This is a genomic window from Sphingomonas immobilis, from assembly GCF_030580995.1.
GTDB lineage: Bacteria > Pseudomonadota > Alphaproteobacteria > Sphingomonadales > Sphingomonadaceae > Sphingomonas > Sphingomonas immobilis.
Genome location: NZ_JAUQSZ010000002.1, coordinates 140,259 through 158,974, shown reverse-complemented (window position 1 = coordinate 158,974; position 18,716 = coordinate 140,259). Strand labels below are relative to the sequence as shown.

Here is an 18,716-nt window from a genome sequence, read left to right as displayed (position 1 = left end):
CGAAGGCGTTACGCGGCGCGGCGGCTCGTCATTTGCAGCCAGGCGCGCGCGGCCTTCTGCGCATTCGAGATTTCGCGCGCGGTCATGTCCTCGGCGATTTCGCTGCGACAGGCCATCGCCGCTTCGCTGCCCGACATGGCGGCGATGTTGAACCATTTGTGCGCTTCGACCAGATCCACGTCGACGCCGGCGGCACCGCTCGAATAGATCATGCCGAGATCGTAGCAGGCATCGGCATCGCCGTTCGCCGCGTCGGCAAGCCGACTGTCCATTAAGAATTGCGCACTCTTCAGGCTGTTGCCCATGACCTAAACCCCTGTTGACCCGTTCCTTGCGAGGCTCGTTCTCGCGCGAACGTGGTCAACAAAGCGTTAATGGCGGCTAGGGATGATTGCGGAGGTCCACGGCGATATTGTCGATCAGCCGCGTCGTGCCGATCCGGGCGGCGGCGAGCAGGCGCAGCGGCCGGTCGGGCGCGGGATTTTCGTCGAGCGTTTCGGCATCGACCAGGCTGACATAGTCGACCTCGAACCCGGCGGCGGCGAGCATGTCGTGCGCGCTCGCCAATGCGGTCGCGACCTCGCCGCCACGCTCGATCTCGCGCGCCGCGACGCCGAGCGCGCGCGGCAACGCGACCGCACGTGCCCGCTCGCTCTCGTCGAGATAGATATTGCGTGAGGAGCGTGCGAGGCCGTCATCCTCGCGCTGGGTGGGCACGCCGATGATCTCGATCCCGAAATCGAGATCCAGAACCATCCGCCGGATGACCGCGAGCTGCTGAAAATCCTTCTCGCCGAACAGCGCGACATCGGGCCGCACCTGATTGAACAGCTTGGCGACGACGGTCGCGACCCCGTCGAAATGCCCCGGACGCGCCGCGCCGTCGAGCCCGTCGCTCACCCCCGTCACCGAGATGTTGGTCGCGAAGCCATCGGGGTACATCTCCTCGACGCCCGGCGCCCAGAGCAGATCGCAGCCCGCCTTGGTCAGCATCTGCGAATCGGTGCCCTCGCGCCGCGGATAGCGCGCGAGATCCTCGTTCGGGCCGAACTGCCTGGGATTGACGAAGATCGACGCCACAACCTTGCGCCCGTCTCGCTTCGCGGCCTCGATAAGCGCCATATGGCCATCGTGCAGCGCCCCCATCGTCGGCACCAGCGCGACGCTCGCGCCTTCCGCGCGAAAGGCGGCAATGGCACTTCTGAGCAGCACGATCTGACGGATGGTTTGCACGCGGGTGTGGCCTTCGGTAAAGGAAGCGGGCCTTCTATTGGCGACGGCCCGGACGGGCAATATGGGGAATATCGAACGTTGCCGGGCGCCGACACAAAACCGCACATCATCGTCTTCGCGAACGAAAAGGGCGGGACGGGCAAGTCGACCACCGCCGTCCACGTCGCCATCGCGCTCGCCATGCGCGGCAGCAAGGTCGCCGCGTTCGACCTTGATCACCGCCAGCGCACGATGGGGCGCTACCTCGACAATCGCGCCGCGACGATCAAGCGCACCGGCCGCGATCTCGTCATTCCCCGCCATGCCACGCATGACGGCGAGAATCTGGCGCGCTTCACCGAAGTGTTCGACGATCTCGCCGCGGGCGTCGATTTCCTGGTGATCGACACCCCCGGCCGCGACGATCGTTTCGCGCGGCTGGCGGCGCAGCGTGCCGATACGCTCGTCACGCCGATGAACGACAGTTTCGTCGATTTCGACCTGATCGGCCAGGTCGATCCCGACACGTACAAGGTGACGCGGCCGAGCTTCTATTCGGAGCTGATCTGGGAAGCGCGGAAAGCGCGCGCCAAGGTCGATGGCGCGACGATCGACTGGGTGGTGCTGCGCAACCGCGTCCAACATATCGAGGCGCGCAACATGCGCCGCGTGTCTGAGGCGCTCAACCAACTCGCCAAGCGCGTCGGCTTCCGGCTCGTGCCGGGTCTCGGCGAGCGCGTCATCTACCGCGAGCTGTTCCCCGCCGGGCTGACGATGCTCGATTCGGGCGAATTCGGCGAGATGGGGCTGAGCCATGTCGCCGCGCGCCAGGAACTGCGCGAGATGATGGGCGCGCTGTCGTTGCCGGAACCCGCGCTGCCGCTGTTCGCCTGAGCCGATGGTGAAATTCCTCCTCGTCGCGGCGATTCTGGCGGGGCTCTGGCTGATGTTCCGCCGCACCGCGCCGAAGCCGCGTCTCGATGAGAGCGAGGCGCGCGCGATCCTGGGCGTGAGCACCAGTGCGGACCCGGACACGATCCGCGCCGCGCACCGCCGGTTGGTGGCCGCCGTCCATCCCGATCGCGGCGGATCGGCCGAACTGACGCAGCGGATCAACCGCGCGCGCGACGTCCTGCTCAAACCGCGCGATTGAACTTCGCGCAGCCCGCGCCGTTTGCTCCGCGTTCCCGAGGAGACCTGCGATGACGCACCGTTTCAACCCCAGCGCTCTGCGCGAATATGACATTCGCGGCGTGGTCGGGAAGACTTTGGGCCCGGCCGACGCCACCGCCATCGGGCGCGGCTTCGCGACGCGGGTGCGGCGCGCGGGCGGCACCCGCGTCGCGGTCGGTTACGACGGGCGGCTGTCCTCGCCCGCGCTGGAGGAGGCGCTGATCGCGGGGCTCGTCGCGAGCGGGGTCGATGTCGTGCGCACCGGGCTCGGGCCGACGCCGATGCTCTATTATGCCGAGGCGACTTTAGAGTTGGACGGCGGCATACAGATAACCGGCAGCCATAATCCCGCCGAGTATAACGGCTTCAAGATGGTGCTGCAGCGCGCGCCGTTTTTCGGGGAGGACATCCAGAACCTCGCCCGTCTCGCCGCGGCGGGCGACTGGGAGGAGGGGGCCGGCACCGTCACCGATTTCGACATCGAGGACGCCTATGTCGCGCGGCTGTTCGCTGGCTACGGCGGCGGTGCCTACCGGATCGGGTGGGATTGCGGCAACGGTGCGTCGGGTCGCGTCGTCGAGAAGCTCGTCGAGCTGCTGCCGGGTGAGCATCACCTGCTGTTCACCGATATCGACGGCAATTTCCCCAACCATCATCCCGATCCCACGGTCGAGGCGAATCTGACGGACCTGAAGCGCCTCGTCGCGGAGAAGCAGCTCGATTTCGGAGTGGCTTTCGACGGCGACGGCGACCGGATCGGCGCGATCGACGGGCTGGGCCGCGTGATCTGGGGCGACCAGATCCTCTCCATTCTGGCGGAACCCGTGCTGAAGGAAGTGCCCGGCGCGACCATCGTCGCCGACGTGAAGGCGAGCCAGGCGCTGTTCGACCGCATCGCCGAGCTCGGCGGCAAGCCGGTGATGTGGAAGACCGGGCACAGTCTGATGAAGACCAAGATGAAGGAGACGGGCGCCCCGCTCGCCGGGGAGATGAGCGGACACATCTTCTTCGGGCAGGATTTCTACGGCTTCGACGATGCACATTACGCCGCCGTGCGGCTGATCCGCGCCGCGCACATGGCGGGCCGGTCGATCACAGAGTTGCGCGGGGCGATGCCGCAAATGATCAACACGCCCGAGATGCGCTTTCAGATCGACGAGACGCGCAAATTCGCGGTGGTGGACGAGGTGCTCGACCGGCTTGCGGCGGAGGGCGCGACGGTCAATCGCACCGACGGCGCGCGGGTGGATACGCCCGATGGCTGGTGGCTGCTGCGCGCCTCCAACACGCAGGACGTGCTGACCGCGCGCGCCGAGGCGAAGGATCAGGCCGGGCTCGACCGGCTGCTCGCGCAGATCGACGCGCAGCTCGCGGCGAGCGGTCTGGCGCGCGGGGCGCAGGTGCCGCATTAAAGTGATAGCTCGCTTGACAGATTGACGCCTGAATCGAAAATATCCGGCTCGATCGTTTCCGAAACTGTCATGATCCAGATGGTGTCGCGGCGATGTCAAAGAGCGTCACGAAGATACCTGACATCGAGCCTGTAGGACAGCGGGACTCGCAATTCGCGGCGATAACCGCCACCTAGGCGGCACAATGCCCCCGCCCCCGCCCAAGATCATCCGCGTCGTCGATCTCGAGACCACCGGCCCCGCCCCGCCCGCGCACGGCGTGTGCGAGATCGGCTGGCAGGACGTGGCGCTGGGGGCGGACGGGCGCTGGGAACTCCACGGCGAGGGCGGCGCGCGGCTGGTCAATCCCGGCCGGGCGATGCCGCCGATCACGCAGGCTATCCACCATATCCTCGACGAGCAGGTCGCCGACGCGCCTTTGTGGCACGATGTCGCGCGCGCCGCGCTCGATCCCTATCCGCGCCGCATCGCGCTCGCCGCGCACCGCGCTGATTTCGAGCAGGTGTTCTGCACCCCCGCCCTGACCCGCAGCGCCGAATGGATCTGCACCTGGAAATGCGCGATGCGGCTGTGGCCCGACGCGCCGAGCTTTTCCAACCAGGTGTTGCGCTACTGGCGCAAGCCCGAGGGCATCGAGCATGAGCGCGGCCTGCCCGCGCACCGCGCCTTCCCCGACGCCTACGTCACCGCCTTCACGTTGCGCGACATGCTGAACGACGTGGGATTCGAGCAATTGCTCGACTGGTCTCGCGTGCCGGGCCTGATTCCGCGCGTCCGTTACGGCCCCGATCGCGGCAAGGACTGGCGCGAGATCGAGGAAGAGGTGCTGATCGGCTTCCTGGGCGACCGCGACATCGATATCCGCTACACCGCCGAAACCGAGCTCGCGCGGCGGCGCGGCGGTGGCCCGGTCGGGCGCGAGACGCGGCAAGGGTCGCTGCTCTGACGAATTGATTCAGGTAAAGCGTTGTCGGCTGGCGTTTTCGGCTCCGTAACATTACGGGAGTGGGTAATGTTCGAGACTGTCCTGAGACGCTTCGGCGGTACGCGGCACGCGATCGGACGCTTTCTGATCGTCTGCATGGTCGTCGGCTTCCTCGCGTTGCTGGCGGCGGGCGTCGCGGCGGTGCTGACGGTGGTGCGCACCGAACGCCATACCGAGATGGTCAACCACACCTATGTCGTGAAGCTGGCGATCGATCGTGCGCGCACTTTGGTGGAACAGGGCGAAACGGCGCGACGGGGCTATTTGCTGACCGGCGACAAGGCGTACCGCGACAATTACGTCATCGCCGCGCGCGTCACGCCCCGCGAGATCGACCGGATCAACGACCTTACCGCCGACAATCCCAATCAGGTCCGCAACATCGGCAACCTGCGCATGTTGGTAAGCGACCTGATCGAGCAGCGCGAGCGAACCATCGCCGACACCGACGCGGGCCGCCGCGACGCCGCGATCGCCACCTTCACGGCGGAAAAGAATGCCCGCCGCATGTTTCGCATCCGCGAGATCCTGTCGCGGATGAGCGCGGAGGAATCCCGCCTGCTGACGATCCGCAACGGCGAGCAGCGCGCCGGGATCAATGCGTTCTATGTGACGCTGTCTGTGGCTGCGCTGCTGTTGCTGGTCGTCGCGACCTTCAGCCTTGCGACGGTGCTGCAATATACCCGCGACCTCAATGCATCGCAGGAGCGCTTGCGCGACTTCGCCGACTCGCTGGAGGAGCAGGTCGCCGAGCGCACCGCCGAGCTGACCCGCGCCAACGAGGAGGTGCAGCGCTTCGCCTATATCGTCAGCCACGATCTGCGCTCGCCGCTGGTCAACGTCATGGGCTTCACCGCCGAGCTCGAATCGGCGACCGCGACGATCCGCGACCTGATCGACCGGGTCGATGCGGCGGCACCGGGCGTCGCCACCGAGGACGACCGGCTCGCCGCGCGCGAGGATCTGCCCGAGGCGATCGGCTTCATCCGCACCTCGACGCAGAAGATGGACCGGCTGATCAACGCCATCCTCAAGCTGTCGCGCGAGGGCCGCCGCACGATCATGCCCGACCGGCTCGATATCGCCGCGATGGGGCGGACGATCCGGGCGTCGGTGCAGCATCTGCTCGACGAACGCGGTGCCGAGATGATCGTCGAGGATCCGGTGCCCGCCATCGTCAACGACCGGCTGGCAGTGGAGCAGATCCTGTCGAACGTCATCGAGAATGCGATCAAATATCTGAGCCCGGACCGGCCCGGCCGCATCGTGCTGCGCGGCCATGTCGAGGGATCGCGCGCCATCTTCGACATAGAGGACAATGGGCGCGGCATCGCGCCGAGCGACCATACCCGCATCTTCGACCTGTTCCGCCGCTCTGGCCAGCAGGACCAGCCGGGCGAAGGCATCGGGCTCGCGCATGTCCGCGCCTTGGCCTATCGCCTCGGCGGGACTATCGATGTGGAATCCGAACTCGGCACGGGCTCCACCTTTCGTATCACCCTGCCCCTTACCTACGTCGATCCGCAATCCGGCCAGCCGGCCAACAAAGAGAACGAAAAGCCATGAACGACCATCGCTCCGTCAGCATCGTCATGATCGAGGACGACGAGGGCCATGCGCGCCTCATCGAAAAGAATATCCGCCGCGCGGGCATTCTCAACGATATCATGCACTTCACCGACGGCACGACCGCGCTCGACTATCTGTTCAACCACAAGGACGGGCCCGCGCTGAACGGCCCCGCGCTGGTGCTGCTCGATCTCAACCTGCCCGACATGAGCGGCACCGACATCCTCGCCAAGATCAAGGCCGAGGGCGCGCTGAAGCGCACGCCGGTCGTCGTGCTGACGACCACCGACGACAAGGTCGAGATCCAGCGCTGCTACGATCTCGGCTGCAACGTCTACATCACCAAGCCGGTCAACTACGAGAGCTTCGCGCAGGCGATCCGCCAGCTCGGGCTGTTCCTGTCGGTGATCCAGGTGCCGGATATCGAATCCGACTGATGCCCGGAGAAACGCGCCCCGCCAACGTCCTGTACATCGACGACGATGCCGGCCTCCGGCGGCTGGCGTCGCGTTCGCTCGCGCGGCAAGGGTATGTCGTGACGGTGGCGGAGGGCGGCGCCGAGGGCGTGGCACTGGCGCGCGACCAGGCTTTCGATCTGATCGCGGTCGATCACTACATGCCCGGCATGGACGGGCTGGAGACGCTCGCTCAGTTGCGCACGCTGCCCAACCAGCCGCCGATCGTCTATGTGACGGGGTCGGAAGAGGGCCGCATCGCAGTCGCCGCGCTGAAGGCCGGCGCAGCGGACTATGTCGTCAAGTCGGTCGGTGCCGACTTCTTCGATCTGCTCGGCACCGCTTTCGGCCAGGTACTGAAGCGTGCGGCGCTGGAGCGCGGCAAGCTGGCCGCCGAACAGGAGCTGCGCACGACCAACGCGCGGCTGGAGGCGTTGCTGAGCGAGGTCAATCACCGCGTTGCCAACAGCCTGCAGATCGTGTCGGCGATGGTGCGACTGCAATCGAACGCGCTGAGCGACGGGACGGCGCGCGACGCGCTGGAGGATACGCAGCGCCGGATCGCGGCGATCGCGCAGGTCCACCGGCGGCTCTACACCAGCAACGACGTCGAGCAGGTCGACATGCGCGAATATCTCGGCGCGCTGGTCGAGGAACTGGGCGAAACCTGGTCGAGCGAGGCCGAGCCGCGCACGCTCTCGCTGGCGGCGGACCCGATCCGGCTGGCAACCGATCGCGCCGTGTCGCTCGGCGTGATCGTGACGGAACTGGTCAGCAACGCTTGCAAATATGCTTATCCGCTGGCGCCCGGCGAAGTGCGGATCGCGCTGTCGCAGGACGGCGAGGGGCATTTCCGCCTTGCGGTCGAGGATGACGGCATCGGCATGGACCCGGCCGCGCCCGCGCGCGGCACGGGCGTGGGCACCAAGCTCGTCCGCGCGATGGCGCAGAGCCTGCGCAGCGTGGTGGAATACGACGTGTCGGGCACCGGCGTCCGCGCGACCTTGCGGGCGGCGCTGAGCTGACACGTCGTCATCCCGGCGAAAGCTGGGATCTCGTGCCGCGAGGGCGCGCTTCGTTACGGCGAGACCCCAGCTTTCGCTGGGGTGACGGCCGTCACTTCGGCTTGCGGAACTTGTAGATGAACTGATCGGTGTGGCCGCGGATCGCCGGGTCGAACACCTTCAGCGTGTGATCGTCGGCCGGATTGGCGAGCGCTTTCGACTCGCCGACCCACTGGAAACCGGCGGCGAGCACCTGCTTCTTGACGATGGCGGGATCGATGCGGTGTGTCGTCTCGGTGTCGGCGAGGCCGCTGCCCGCCGGGGCGGCGTGATCGACCACGACGTAGAGGCCGCCGGGCTTGAGTGCTGCGAAAGCCGCCGCGTTGACAGCCGTGATCGCCGCCTCGCCGGCACCCTTGTTGGGGATGTCGTGGTAATTCTCGACCGTCCAGACGAGATCGACGGGCGCCGGCACGGTGATGATCGCGGGATCGACCGAGGCGGCCACGTTGGCGAGACCGCGCGCCTGCAGCGCGGGCAGCGACTTGGTGGCATATTGCGCCGCCGCCGCCGGGAAGATCGCGTAGACATGACCCTTGGGCCCGACGACGCCGGTGAAGATCCGTGTCCAGTATCCGCCGCCCGGAAAGAAATCGACGACGCTCTGGCCGGGCTTGAGGCCCGAGAAGGCGACGAGCGCGGCAGCCTGCCGCCGCGCATCGTCGGCCTGCGCATCGGCGCGCGCGGGATCGGCCAGCGCCTTGGCGATCACGGGCGAAGCGCTGTCCTTCGCGGGCGACGCAACGGGAGCCGAAAGCGCGGCGATCGCCGCCAGAGTCACACCAAAGCGCATCGATCCGTCTCCCGTTAAAGTTGCGTCACGCTACTTTCGCGGCGCGACGATATCATGACGTCACACGTCGAGATTGGCGACGCTGAGCGCATTTTCCTGAATGAAGTCGCGGCGCGGCTCGACCACGTCGCCCATCAGGCGCGTGAAGATCTCGTCGGCGACGTCGGCCTGGTCGATCTCGACGCGCAGCAGCGAGCGGTTCTGCGGATCGAGCGTGGTCTCCCAGAGTTGCTCCGCGTTCATCTCGCCGAGGCCCTTGTAGCGCGAGATCGCGAGGCCCTTGCGGCCCGCCAGCAGGATCGCGTCCATCAACTGGCTGGGGCGCGCGACCATCGTCTCGCCCTTGCCGATCGTGACGGGGGCCTCTTCCTCGGTTTCGGTCGCCGCATCGGCCTCGGCCTGCGCCGCCGCCGACTTGGACGAGACGAGCCGCGCGGTCTGCGCGAAGCTCTCGCCCTGCTCGACCGCGAGCGCATGGAGCTTGCGCGCCTCGGCCGAGGCGAGGAACGCGGCCTCGATGATGTGATGATCGGTGACGCCGCGCCAGACGCGCTTGAAGTGGATGCTGCCCTCGCCCGTGACGTCCGCGGACCAGCGTGCCTCCGGGTCCGACGCATCGAGCCCGCGCACGACCGTCGCGACGATCGCCTGCAGGCCGCCCGCGTCGAGTGCCGGATCGAGCGCGCCGCCCATCGCCAGCGCCTCGACCATCATCGGATCATAACGGCGCGGCACGTATTTCATCAGTGTGCGCATCCGCCGCGCATGATCGACGAGGCTGCGCAGATCGGCGCCGGTGCGTGCGCCGCCCGCGCCCTCCAGCACGCTCGCCGCGACGCCGTTCTCGATCAGATAATCGTCGAGCGCATTGTCGTCCTTGAGATACACTTCGCTGCGCCCGCGCGTCGCCTTGTAGAGCGGCGGCTGGGCGATGAAGAGATGCCCCTTCTCGATGATCTCGGGCATCTGGCGGTAGAAGAAGGTCAGCAGCAATGTGCGGATATGCGCGCCGTCCACGTCTGCGTCGGTCATGATGACGACCTTGTGGTAGCGCAGCTTCTCGACGTTGAAGTCGTCGCGGCCGATGCCGGTGCCCATCGCCTGGATAAGCGTGCCGATCTCGCGGCTCGACAGCATCCGGTCGAAACGCGCGCGCTCGACGTTGAGGATCTTGCCGCGCAGCGGGAGGATCGCCTGGAAATGGCGATCGCGGCCCTGCTTGGCGGAGCCGCCGGCGGAATCGCCCTCGACCAGGAAGAGTTCGGACTTGGCGGGATCGCGCTCCTGGCAGTCGGCGAGCTTGCCGGGGAGCGAGGCGATGTCCATCACGCCCTTGCGCCGCGTCAGCTCGCGCGCCTTCTTGGCGGCCTCGCGGGCGGCGGCGGCGTCGATGATCTTGGCGACGATCGCCTTGCCGTGCGCGGGGTTCTCCTCGAGCCACTCGGCGAGCTTGTCGGCCATCAGCGATTCGAGTGGCTGGCGCACTTCGGACGAGACGAGCTTGTCCTTGGTCTGGCTGCTGAACTTCGGGTCTGGCAGCTTGACCGAGACGATCGCGGTCAGCCCCTCGCGCATGTCGTCGCCGGTCAGCGTGACCTTCTCCTTCTTGAGGAGGCCCGACTTGTCGGCATAATTGTTGAGCGTGCGCGTCAGCGCGGCGCGGAACGCCGCGAGGTGCGTACCGCCGTCGCGCTGCGGGATGTTGTTGGTGAAGCAGAGGACGTTTTCGTAATAGGAGTCGTTCCACTCCAGCGCGACGTCGATCGTCACGTCGTCGCGCGTGCCGGCGATCGCGACCGGATCGGGCATCAGCGGTGCCTTGGTACGATCGAGATATTTCACGAACGCGGCGATGCCGCCCTCGTAATAGAGCTCGACGGTCTTCAATTCCTCATGCCGCGCATCGTTGAGGAACAACCGCACACCCGAGTTGAGGAAGGCGAGCTCGCGGTAGCGATGTTCGAGCTTGTCGAAATCGAACTCGGTGATCTTGAAGGTGGCGGGCGACGGGAAGAAGGTGACGCGCGTGCCCTTCTTGCCCTGCGCCGGCCCGACGACCTTGAGTGGTGCGACCGCATCGCCAAAGGCGAAGCGCATGTAATGTTCCTGGTCGTCGCGCCAGATCGTCAGGTCGAGCCACTCGCTGAGCGCGTTGACCACCGACACGCCGACGCCGTGAAGGCCGCCGGAAACCTTGTAGGCATTGTCGTCCGACGTGTTCTCGAACTTACCGCCGGCGTGGAGCTGGGTCATGATGACCTCGGCCGCCGACACGCCCTCTTCGGAATGGATGCCGGTCGGGATGCCGCGGCCGTTGTCTGTCACCGAAACCGAGCCATCGGCGTTGAGCGTGATGTCGATCCGGTCGCAATGCCCGGCGAGCGCCTCGTCGATGGCGTTGTCCGAAACCTCGAACACCATGTGATGCAGGCCCGAGCCGTCGTCGGTGTCGCCGATGTACATGCCGGGGCGTTTGCGGACCGCGTCGAGGCCCTTCAGCACCTTGATCGAGTCGGCGCCGTAATCGTTGGTATTCGGCTGGTTCTGGCCCAAGGACTTATCGGGCGTCTGATCGGGCGTATCGTTGGGGGTCGTCATAGCGAGGATATAGGGATTCGCGGCCCTAAACGGAAGCGAAATGGGCGTTACGCCAGAAGTGCGGCGACCTCGTCGAAATCCTGCGCGATGGCGTGGACGCCGAGCGCGCGGAGACGGTCGGCATGGCCGGTCGCGCAGTGGCTGCCGCCACAGAAGCCGATGACATAAGCACCTGACGCCACGGCACCGGTCGCGCCGACGATGGAATCCTCGAGGATGGCGGCGCGCGTGATATCGACACCGATCGCGGCGGCGGCGTGGAGGTAGAGATCGGGCGCGGGCTTGCCGCAACCGCGTGCGACATGCTCCTTGCCAGAATAGAGATGCTCGCCGAACGCATCGCGCAGACCGATATGATCGAGGTGGCGCGCGATCCACGCGGTCGAGCTCGACGAGGCGATGGCGCGGGGCAATTCGGGCGGCAGCGCGCGGATGAAGGCGATCGCGCCGGTGACTTCATCGATGCCGTCGCGCATCACGCGCTCGTCCTCGATTTTTCGCGAGGCATAGAAGTCCTCGCCGAGCGCCTTGCCGATCCAGCGCTCGACCGCACCGATGAAGTCCGCGCCGGCGAGGCCGGTGAAGCGCGTCACCGCCTCCTCCTGTGAGATCGGATGGCCGATGCCGGTGAGGTAGGAGGCGAGATGCGCGTTGCCGAGCGCCTCGCTCTCGATCAGCACGCCGTCGAAGTCGAAGATGATCCCTTCGAATTTCATGCCCGCGCCCCGAGCCTTGGTCCGAACAGGGCGCTGCCGACGCGGACATGCGTCGCACCGAGCGTGACGGCGGTTTCATAGTCGGCGGACATGCCCATGCTCAGCCCTGCGACGCCGTGGTCGCGCGCCAGTTTGGCGAGCAGCGCGAAATAGGGTGCGGCCTCGACATCGGCGGGGGGCACCGCCATCAGTCCGGCGACGGGAAGCCCCGCACCCTGCGCTTCGGCGAGCAAAGCGGGCAGATCGGCGACCGCGCAGCCGCCCTTCTGCGGCTCGTCGCCGATATTGACCTGGAGGAAGCAGGCGGGGCGTTTGCCGAGCTTTTCCATCGCCTTGGCGAGCGCGGCGACCAGCGACGGGCGATCGACCGAATGGATCGCGTCGAACAGCGCGACCGCATCCTCGGCCTTCCTCGATTGAAGCTGGCCGACGAGGTGGAGTTGGATGTCGGGATAGCGCGCGCGCAGGGCGGGCCATTTCGCCTCGGCCTCCTGCACCCGGTTCTCGCCGAACACGCGCTGGCCGATATCGAGCAGCGGCGCGATTTCGTCTGCGGACTTGGTCTTGGAGATCGCGATCAACGTCGCGGTGTCCTTGCGCCCGGCGAGCTTGGCCGCGCGGGTGATGGCGTCGCGCACGGCGGCGAGCGATTGAGCAGGATCGTCGGAAGGCATCGCGGGCGCTATACGGTCAGGGATGCGCGCCCGCCACCCCATCCCGACCCGCTGGCTGATGACCGACGAGCGGATGGGCGATGGGCTGTGGGATGCGGTGAGGCGGCTGCCACGCGGATCGGGCGTCGTCTTTCGCCACTACGCCACCGACCTTGCGACGCGGCGGGCGATGTTCGCGCGGCTGGCACGGATCGCGCGGCGGCGCGGGCTCGTCTTGGTACGCGCGGGCGACGCGCGGCTGGGCCGGCAGGAGGACGGCGTTCACGGGACGCGCGGGCGGGGTTTGCGCACAGCCCCCGCGCACGATTCGCGGGAGGCAATGAATGCGAAACGGGCGGGGGCTCAAATGATCTTCGTTTCGCCGGTGTTCGCCACGCGATCGCATGCGGGGGCGCGGGCACTGGGTCCGCTCCGGGCGGCGGCGATCGGGCGGGGGCTGGGCATGGCACGGATTGCGCTGGGCGGCATGGATGCGCGCAGGTTCAGGCGTTTGCGGGGCCTGGGTTTCGACGGCTGGGCGGCGATCGACGCCTGGCTGCGTTAAAAGCGGCCCAACTCAAAAACGAAACGCGGTGCCCACGTACACCGCCTGGCTGTCGCGGCGGCTGGCGTCGAGTTCGGCGAGACGATCGCTACGCTCGGCCTTGTAGCGCACGCCCGCGGAGAGATCGAGGTTGCGCGTCAGGCGGTACGATCCGCCGACATCGACCGAATAGGCAGGTGCCTCCTCGATCAGGCGCGGTCCGCCCGCGACGGGGCGGTCGGCACCGGCCCTGACCTGGCCGGTGAAGCGCTTGCCGGCGTAGCTGACGGCGACATCGGCGGCTTCGCGGCTGCCCGGCATGCCGGCGAGATCGACCTTGCTGACGTCGCCCGACAAAGCGAAGCGGCGCCAGCCGACGGCCACGCCGAGATTGTACGAGATCGGCGCGAGCGCGACGGTCGACGGCGTGACCGAGCGATCCGCCATCACGGTGTTGCGCACGGTGCGCGCCTGAACGGCGACCGACACGGCGCGGCTGCCGCGGCGCGGTTCCGACGGGGTGAAGCGGAAGCTGGACGGATCGAAGCCGCCGCGCGCGAAGATCGCGGCGAGGCGCGGATCGGCGGACGCGGGGGTGAACGATCCGGGGCCGCGCAGCATCGAGATCGGCTGACGCACGACGTGCTTCACCGAATCGTCGGCAGCGCCGATCGCGGGAGCCACGGCGAGGCCGGCGGCGACGAGCGCCCCCAAACCAATTCCGCCAAGCCACCGCATCGCAATCACAATCGTCCCCGTATCCCGACTCTAACGCGCAGATATGTCGCGCTCTTATGCTTTGAAAGGCCGAGTATCACGATTCGATCCGGCCGTGCCACTATCTTGACTCATTTTATCGGCCATGTGGTGTTCGGGACACAGCGCCTCGGCTCAGGCCTATTGTACCGCGGCTTGCGGCGGGCTTGAGACATTCTATAGAAGCGGAAGTCGTTCCCATGAAATCGTCCAGGAAATTGCCCATGTCCCGCCGCTTCCGCACCGCGATCGTGGTCTCTTTGCTGATGGCGACCGCCGCGTGCGGCCACAAGGGCGGCCGGCCCAAGGATGCCGCGCTTGCGCCGTCGAAGGTGACGACGATCGGCGTGAACTCCTATCTGTGGCGCGCGGCGCTGCAGACGTTGAGCTTCATGCCGCTGCTGCAGACCGATTCGAACGGCGGCGTGATCGTTACCGACTGGTACGTGAACCCGGCCGCGCCGACCGAGCGGATGAAGGTGACGGTGACGATCCTCGACCAGGACCTGCGCGCCGACGGCCTGCGCGTGGCCGCGCTGCGCGAGGTCAACCAGAACGGCCAGTGGGTGGCGGCCCCTGTTCAGGCCGCGACCGTGCAGAAGCTGGAAGATATCATCCTGACGCAAGCCCGCGATCTGCGCCGCGCCGCGATCACCAACTAAGGTTTCTTAAATGGCGTCGCGTTTCAACGCCCTGAAGTCGGACGCGGCATGGCAGCAGGTGTGGGACGAGCGCCGCACCTTCGCCGCGCGCGACGATTCCGACAAACCGCGCACCTATGTGCTTGAAATGTTTCCGTATCCTTCGGGGCGGATTCACATGGGGCACGTGCGCAATTATACGATGGGCGACGTGCTCGCGCGCTATCGGCGGATGACGGGGCACGAGGTGCTGCATCCGATGGGCTGGGACGCCTTCGGCATGCCCGCCGAAAATGCCGCGATGGAGAAAGGCGTCCATCCCGGCGGCTGGACGCGCGACAACATCGCGACGATGAAGGCACAGCTCAAGCGGCTCGGCTTCGCGCTCGACTGGACGCGCGAGCTGGCGACGTGCGAGCCCGATTACTACGGCCACGAGCAGGCGCTGTTTCTGGAGCTGTTCCGGCACGGCCTGGTCTATCGCAAGGAATCCTCGGTCAACTGGGATCCGGTCGACATGACCGTGCTCGCCAACGAGCAGGTGATCGACGGGCGCGGCTGGCGATCGGGCGCGCTGGTCGAGCGGCGCAAGCTGAGCCAGTGGTTCCTGAAGATCACCGACTTCGCCGACGAACTGCTCAGCGGGCTCGATGCGCTCGAACATTGGCCCGACAAGGTCAAGCTGATGCAGGAGAACTGGATCGGCAAGAGCCAGGGGCTGCAGTTCGGCTGGTCGCTGAGCGACGGCGGGAACGTGGAGGTGTTCACGACGCGGCCCGACACGATCTTCGGCGCGAGCTTCGTCGCGGTGGCGGCGGATCACCCGATCGCCGCGAAGTTGGCCGAAAGCGATCCGGCGGTCGCCGATTTCATCGCGCTCTGCAAGCAGGGCGGCACGACCGCGGCCGAGCTGGAAACGCAGGAGAAGCTCGGCTTCGACACCGGCATCACTGCGACGCATCCCTTTGATCCAGCGTGGCAAATCCCGGTCTACATCGCCAATTTCGTGCTGATGGAATATGGCACCGGCGCGGTGTTCGGCGTGCCCGCGCACGACCAGCGCGATTTCGAATTCGCGAGCAAATACAGGCTGCCGATCCGCCGCGTCGTCTCCGAAGGCGACGATACCGACCCGGATTTCACGGCCGGGGAAGCCTATTCGGGGCCCGGCACGATCTGCAATTCGCACTTCCTCGATGGCATGGACATCGAGGACGCCAAGCGCGCCGTCATCCAGCGCGCCGAGGACGGCGGCTGGGGCAAGGGATCGACGGTGTTCCGCCTGCGCGACTGGGGCGTCAGCCGTCAGCGTTACTGGGGCACGCCGATCCCGATCATCCACTGCGACGCGTGCGGCGCGGTGCCGGTGCCGGCCGACCAGCTCCCCGTGGTATTGCCCGAGGACGTCAGCTTCGACGTGCCCGGCAACCCGCTCGACCGGCATCCGACGTGGAAGCACGTTCCCTGCCCGACCTGCGCCGGCAACGCACGGCGCGAGACCGACACGCTCGACACGTTCGTCGATTCGTCCTGGTATTTCATCCGCTTCGCCAGCCAGCCCAGCGACAAAGCGTTCGACCGCGCGGTGGCGGAAAAGTGGCTGCCGGTCGCGCAATATATCGGCGGCGTGGAGCATGCGATCCTCCACCTGCTCTACGCCCGCTTCTGGACGCGCGCGCTGAAACATATCGGCATGCTCGACATCGCCGAACCGTTCGCCGGCCTGTTCACGCAGGGCATGGTGACGCACGAGACCTACTACCGAGCTAAGGTCATTCGGACTGAGCGTCCTAGCACGGCCGATCCCGAGACAATCGTGACGGAATCGTCTTCTATTCAAACTTGGTTCTCCCCGACTGAGATTGAAAGGCGAGATGGCAAGGCCTTCCTGATCGGCACTGATGACGAGGTTAAAGTCGGCCGCATCGAGAAGATGTCGAAGTCGAAGAAGAATACCGTCGATCCCACCCATATTGTCGACCAATACGGCGCGGATGCCGTGCGGTGGTTCGTCCTTTCCGATTCGCCGCCCGAGCGCGATCTGGAATGGAGCGAGAGCGGCATCGAAGGATCGTGGCGCTTCGTGCAGCGCGTGTGGCGGTTGTTCGACGGGCTCACCGAAACCGCCGGTGCGGAGGGCGGCGACAAGGCGCTGGACCGCAAGCTCCATCAGACGATCGCCGGCATCGCCGCCGATATCGAGGGGCTGGCCTTCAACAAGGCCGTCGCCAAGCTCTACGAACTGGTCAATGCGCTCGAACGCGCCGCGCCGTCCGCCTCGCGCAACGCCGCGATCCGCACGCTGATGCTGCTGGTCGCGCCGATGGCGCCGCATCTCGCCGAAGAGGCTTGGGCCATCGCCGGCAACGCAGGCCTGATCGCCGACGCCGCCTGGCCCGAGGTCGATCCGGCGCTGCTCGTCGACGACGAGGTGACGATCGCGATCCAGGTCAACGGCAAGCTGCGCGACACGCAGACCGTCGCCAAGGGCACCGCGCGCGAGGCGCTAGAGACGATCGCGCTTGCCAACGCCAACGTGCAGCGCATTCTGGACGGTGCCGCCCCGCGAAAGGTGATCGTCGTGCCTGACCGTCTCGTGAATATTGTCGCATGAAGCGGCTCGCCGTCCTCCTGCTCGCCTGCGCCCCAGTGGCGTTGACCTCCGGCTGTGGGCTGCATCCGCTCTATTCGGGCGGCAGCAGCGGCGCTGTGGGCTCCATGCTCACGCAGGTCGATGTCGCGCCGATCGAGGGCAAGTCGGGCTGGCTGATGGCCAATGCCCTGCGCGATCGCCTTCATTCGAGCGGGACGGCGCAATACCGGCTCGAAGTGAAGCTCGACGACAAGATCATCGGCCTCGGCGTGCGCGCCGACGACAGCGTATCGCGCGAGCGCCGGACGCTGCGCGCGCGCTACCAGCTCATCGATCTGTCGAAGGGCACCGTGCTGCTCGACGCGGCGGCGGGGTCGGACGCCGGCATCGACGTGGTCGGCTCCGAATATGCGACGATCGCGGCGGAGAACAGCGCGCTCGAACGCCTGTCCGACATCGTCGCCGAACAGATCGTGTCGCGCATCGCGCTCTATTCGGAGCGGACCGCGCCCGACGCGAAATGAGCGCGGCGTGAAAGCGAACCTCAACCAGATCCGCACCGCGATCGACGCGGCGAGCCCCGATATCCGCCTCTACCTGCTGTTCGGCCCCGACGAATCGGGTGCGCAGGAGCTGGCGACGCGGCTCGGGCGGGCGTTGGGGCCGGAGGCGGAGCGGATCGACCTCGAACCGGCGAAGCTCAAGGGCAATCCTGGGCTGCTCGCCGACGAGGCGGCAGCGATCTCTCTGTTCGGCGGCGCACGGCACATCCGGGTAATGGGTGCGGGCGAGGAGTGCCTGGACGCGCTGACGTTGCTGCTGGAGATCGGGACCGTCGGCAATCCGGTCGCGGTAATCGCGCCGTCGCTGAAGGCCACGTCGAAGGTCGCCAAGCTCGCGCTCGGCCATCCGCGCGCGATGGCGCTGGCGTGCTTCATGCCAGAGGGTGCCGACGCTGACCGGCTGGCGACATCGATCGCGCGCGAATACGGGCTGCGCACCACCGGCGCGACCGCGACGCGGCTGGCGGCGGCGACGGGCGGCGACCGCGCGGTGATGACGCGCGAGATCGAGAAGCTCGCGCTTTATCTCGATGCGGCGCCGGAGCGGCCGCGCGAGCTGGACGATGCCGCGCTCGACGCGGTTGGCGCGAATCTCGGCGATTCGGAAATGTCGCGCGCGATCGATGCCGCAATCGACGGCGCGCCCGACGTGCTCGCGCACGAACTCGCACAGCTCGGCGAGGCCGGGGTCTCGCCGATTCCGGTGCTGCGGCAGCTCGTCCGGCGACTGATGGCGACAGCCGAGATGCAGGGTGAGATCGCCGCCGGTGCCGACCCAAAGGCGTTGATGGACCGCGTTTTCTTCCGCGAGCGGGCGACGGCATCGCGGGCACTCAGAACCTGGGATCCGGTGCGGCTCAGCGAGGCGGTAGAGCGCATCCGCCGCGCCGAACGCGCCGTAATGGCACCGAACAATCCCGGCAACGTGTTGACCGATGCGGCGATCACGACCGTCGCACGGACGGCCGCGCGGCGCCGCTAGATTTTCG

Annotated in this window: 19 protein-coding genes; 12 read left to right on the top strand and 7 right to left on the bottom strand. The window is 67.0% G+C overall.

Annotated features, from left to right (window positions below):
* Nucleotides 1–8: 8 nt before the first annotated feature.
* Entirely contained in the window at nucleotides 9–305 is a 297-nt protein-coding gene (locus tag Q5H94_RS03775) for an SEL1-like repeat protein (RefSeq protein WP_304559892.1), read from the bottom strand.
* Nucleotides 306–381: 76 nt separating this feature from the next.
* Nucleotides 382–1,233 carry a pantoate--beta-alanine ligase gene (gene panC / locus Q5H94_RS03770; RefSeq protein ID WP_304559891.1) on the bottom strand — a complete coding sequence of 284 codons (852 nt, stop codon included), beginning with the start codon at nucleotides 1,231–1,233 and terminating at the stop codon, nucleotides 382–384.
* Nucleotides 1,234–1,311: 78 nt separating this feature from the next.
* Here panC and Q5H94_RS03765 point away from each other — a divergent pair, with 78 nt between their 5' ends.
* From Q5H94_RS03765 to Q5H94_RS03735, 7 genes are all read left to right on the top strand, one after another.
* Entirely contained in the window at nucleotides 1,312–2,106 is a 795-nt protein-coding gene (locus Q5H94_RS03765) for a division plane positioning ATPase MipZ (RefSeq protein ID WP_304559890.1), read from the top strand.
* Between the two features lie 4 nt (nucleotides 2,107–2,110).
* Nucleotides 2,111–2,365, top strand: a complete 255-nt coding sequence (locus tag Q5H94_RS03760; protein WP_304559889.1) for a J domain-containing protein — start codon at nucleotides 2,111–2,113, stop codon at nucleotides 2,363–2,365.
* A 49-nt stretch (nucleotides 2,366–2,414) separates the two neighbouring features.
* Nucleotides 2,415–3,797 carry a phosphoglucomutase/phosphomannomutase PgmG gene (pgmG, locus tag Q5H94_RS03755; protein WP_304559888.1) on the top strand — a complete coding sequence of 461 codons (1,383 nt, stop codon included), beginning with the start codon at nucleotides 2,415–2,417 and terminating at the stop codon, nucleotides 3,795–3,797.
* Nucleotides 3,798–3,981: 184 nt separating this feature from the next.
* The gene (locus Q5H94_RS03750) at nucleotides 3,982–4,743 is read left to right on the top strand and encodes a 3'-5' exonuclease (RefSeq protein WP_304559887.1); all 762 of its coding nucleotides are present in this window, start codon (nucleotides 3,982–3,984) and stop codon (nucleotides 4,741–4,743) included.
* Nucleotides 4,744–4,809: 66 nt separating this feature from the next.
* Entirely contained in the window at nucleotides 4,810–6,348 is a 1,539-nt protein-coding gene (locus Q5H94_RS03745; protein ID WP_304559886.1) for a sensor histidine kinase, read from the top strand.
* Nucleotides 6,345–6,788: a response regulator gene (locus Q5H94_RS03740; protein WP_304559885.1), complete on the top strand. Its 444-nt coding sequence runs from the start codon at nucleotides 6,345–6,347 to the stop codon at nucleotides 6,786–6,788. Before Q5H94_RS03745 ends, Q5H94_RS03740 begins: the two co-directional genes overlap by 4 nt.
* Nucleotides 6,788–7,831 carry a sensor histidine kinase gene (locus Q5H94_RS03735; protein ID WP_304559884.1) on the top strand — a complete coding sequence of 348 codons (1,044 nt, stop codon included), beginning with the start codon at nucleotides 6,788–6,790 and terminating at the stop codon, nucleotides 7,829–7,831. The genes Q5H94_RS03740 and Q5H94_RS03735 overlap by 1 nt, the downstream gene beginning before the upstream one ends.
* Nucleotides 7,832–7,922: 91 nt before the next feature.
* On the opposite strand, the gene Q5H94_RS03730 is transcribed toward Q5H94_RS03735, so the two are convergent.
* From Q5H94_RS03730 to Q5H94_RS03715, 4 genes are read right to left on the bottom strand one after another with little or no spacing between them, the layout of a single operon-like run.
* Nucleotides 7,923–8,663: a class I SAM-dependent methyltransferase gene (locus tag Q5H94_RS03730; protein WP_304559883.1), complete on the bottom strand. Its 741-nt coding sequence runs from the start codon at nucleotides 8,661–8,663 to the stop codon at nucleotides 7,923–7,925.
* A gap of 60 nt (nucleotides 8,664–8,723) precedes the next feature.
* Nucleotides 8,724–11,261, bottom strand: coding sequence for a DNA topoisomerase (ATP-hydrolyzing) subunit B (gyrB, locus tag Q5H94_RS03725; protein WP_304559882.1), 2,538 nt, complete (start codon nucleotides 11,259–11,261; stop codon nucleotides 8,724–8,726).
* Between the two features lie 47 nt (nucleotides 11,262–11,308).
* Entirely contained in the window at nucleotides 11,309–11,977 is a 669-nt protein-coding gene (locus Q5H94_RS03720) for an HAD family hydrolase (protein ID WP_304559881.1), read from the bottom strand.
* Nucleotides 11,974–12,651 carry a YggS family pyridoxal phosphate-dependent enzyme gene (locus tag Q5H94_RS03715; RefSeq protein ID WP_304559880.1) on the bottom strand — a complete coding sequence of 226 codons (678 nt, stop codon included), beginning with the start codon at nucleotides 12,649–12,651 and terminating at the stop codon, nucleotides 11,974–11,976. Before Q5H94_RS03715 ends, Q5H94_RS03720 begins: the two co-directional genes overlap by 4 nt.
* A 22-nt stretch (nucleotides 12,652–12,673) precedes the next feature.
* On the opposite strand from Q5H94_RS03715, the gene Q5H94_RS03710 reads away from it, so the two are divergent.
* Nucleotides 12,674–13,195, top strand: a complete 522-nt coding sequence (locus Q5H94_RS03710; protein WP_304559879.1) for a thiamine phosphate synthase — start codon at nucleotides 12,674–12,676, stop codon at nucleotides 13,193–13,195.
* Between the two features lie 12 nt (nucleotides 13,196–13,207).
* Here the strand turns inward: Q5H94_RS03710 and Q5H94_RS03705 are convergent, their stop codons facing one another.
* The gene (locus Q5H94_RS03705; protein ID WP_304560156.1) at nucleotides 13,208–13,912 is read right to left on the bottom strand and encodes a hypothetical protein; all 705 of its coding nucleotides are present in this window, start codon (nucleotides 13,910–13,912) and stop codon (nucleotides 13,208–13,210) included.
* 242 nt (nucleotides 13,913–14,154) lie between these two features.
* Here Q5H94_RS03705 and Q5H94_RS03700 point away from each other — a divergent pair, with 242 nt between their 5' ends.
* Genes Q5H94_RS03700 through Q5H94_RS03685 form a run of 4 tightly spaced genes read left to right on the top strand, consistent with a single transcriptional unit; the run spans nucleotide 14,155 to nucleotide 18,709 of the window.
* Nucleotides 14,155–14,592 (top strand): DUF3576 domain-containing protein, encoded by a 438-nt coding sequence (locus Q5H94_RS03700; RefSeq protein ID WP_304559878.1) that lies wholly within the window; start codon nucleotides 14,155–14,157, stop codon nucleotides 14,590–14,592.
* Between the two features lie 10 nt (nucleotides 14,593–14,602).
* Nucleotides 14,603–17,185: a leucine--tRNA ligase gene (gene leuS / locus Q5H94_RS03695; RefSeq protein ID WP_304559877.1), complete on the top strand. Its 2,583-nt coding sequence runs from the start codon at nucleotides 14,603–14,605 to the stop codon at nucleotides 17,183–17,185.
* Nucleotides 17,182–17,688 carry an LPS assembly lipoprotein LptE gene (gene lptE, locus Q5H94_RS03690; RefSeq protein ID WP_304559876.1) on the top strand — a complete coding sequence of 169 codons (507 nt, stop codon included), beginning with the start codon at nucleotides 17,182–17,184 and terminating at the stop codon, nucleotides 17,686–17,688. The genes leuS and lptE overlap by 4 nt, the downstream gene beginning before the upstream one ends.
* 7 nt (nucleotides 17,689–17,695) lie before the next feature.
* On the top strand, nucleotides 17,696–18,709 hold the full coding sequence (locus Q5H94_RS03685) for a DNA polymerase III subunit delta (protein ID WP_304559875.1): 1,014 nt from the start codon (nucleotides 17,696–17,698) through the stop codon (nucleotides 18,707–18,709).
* Nucleotides 18,710–18,716: the final 7 nt, after the last annotated feature.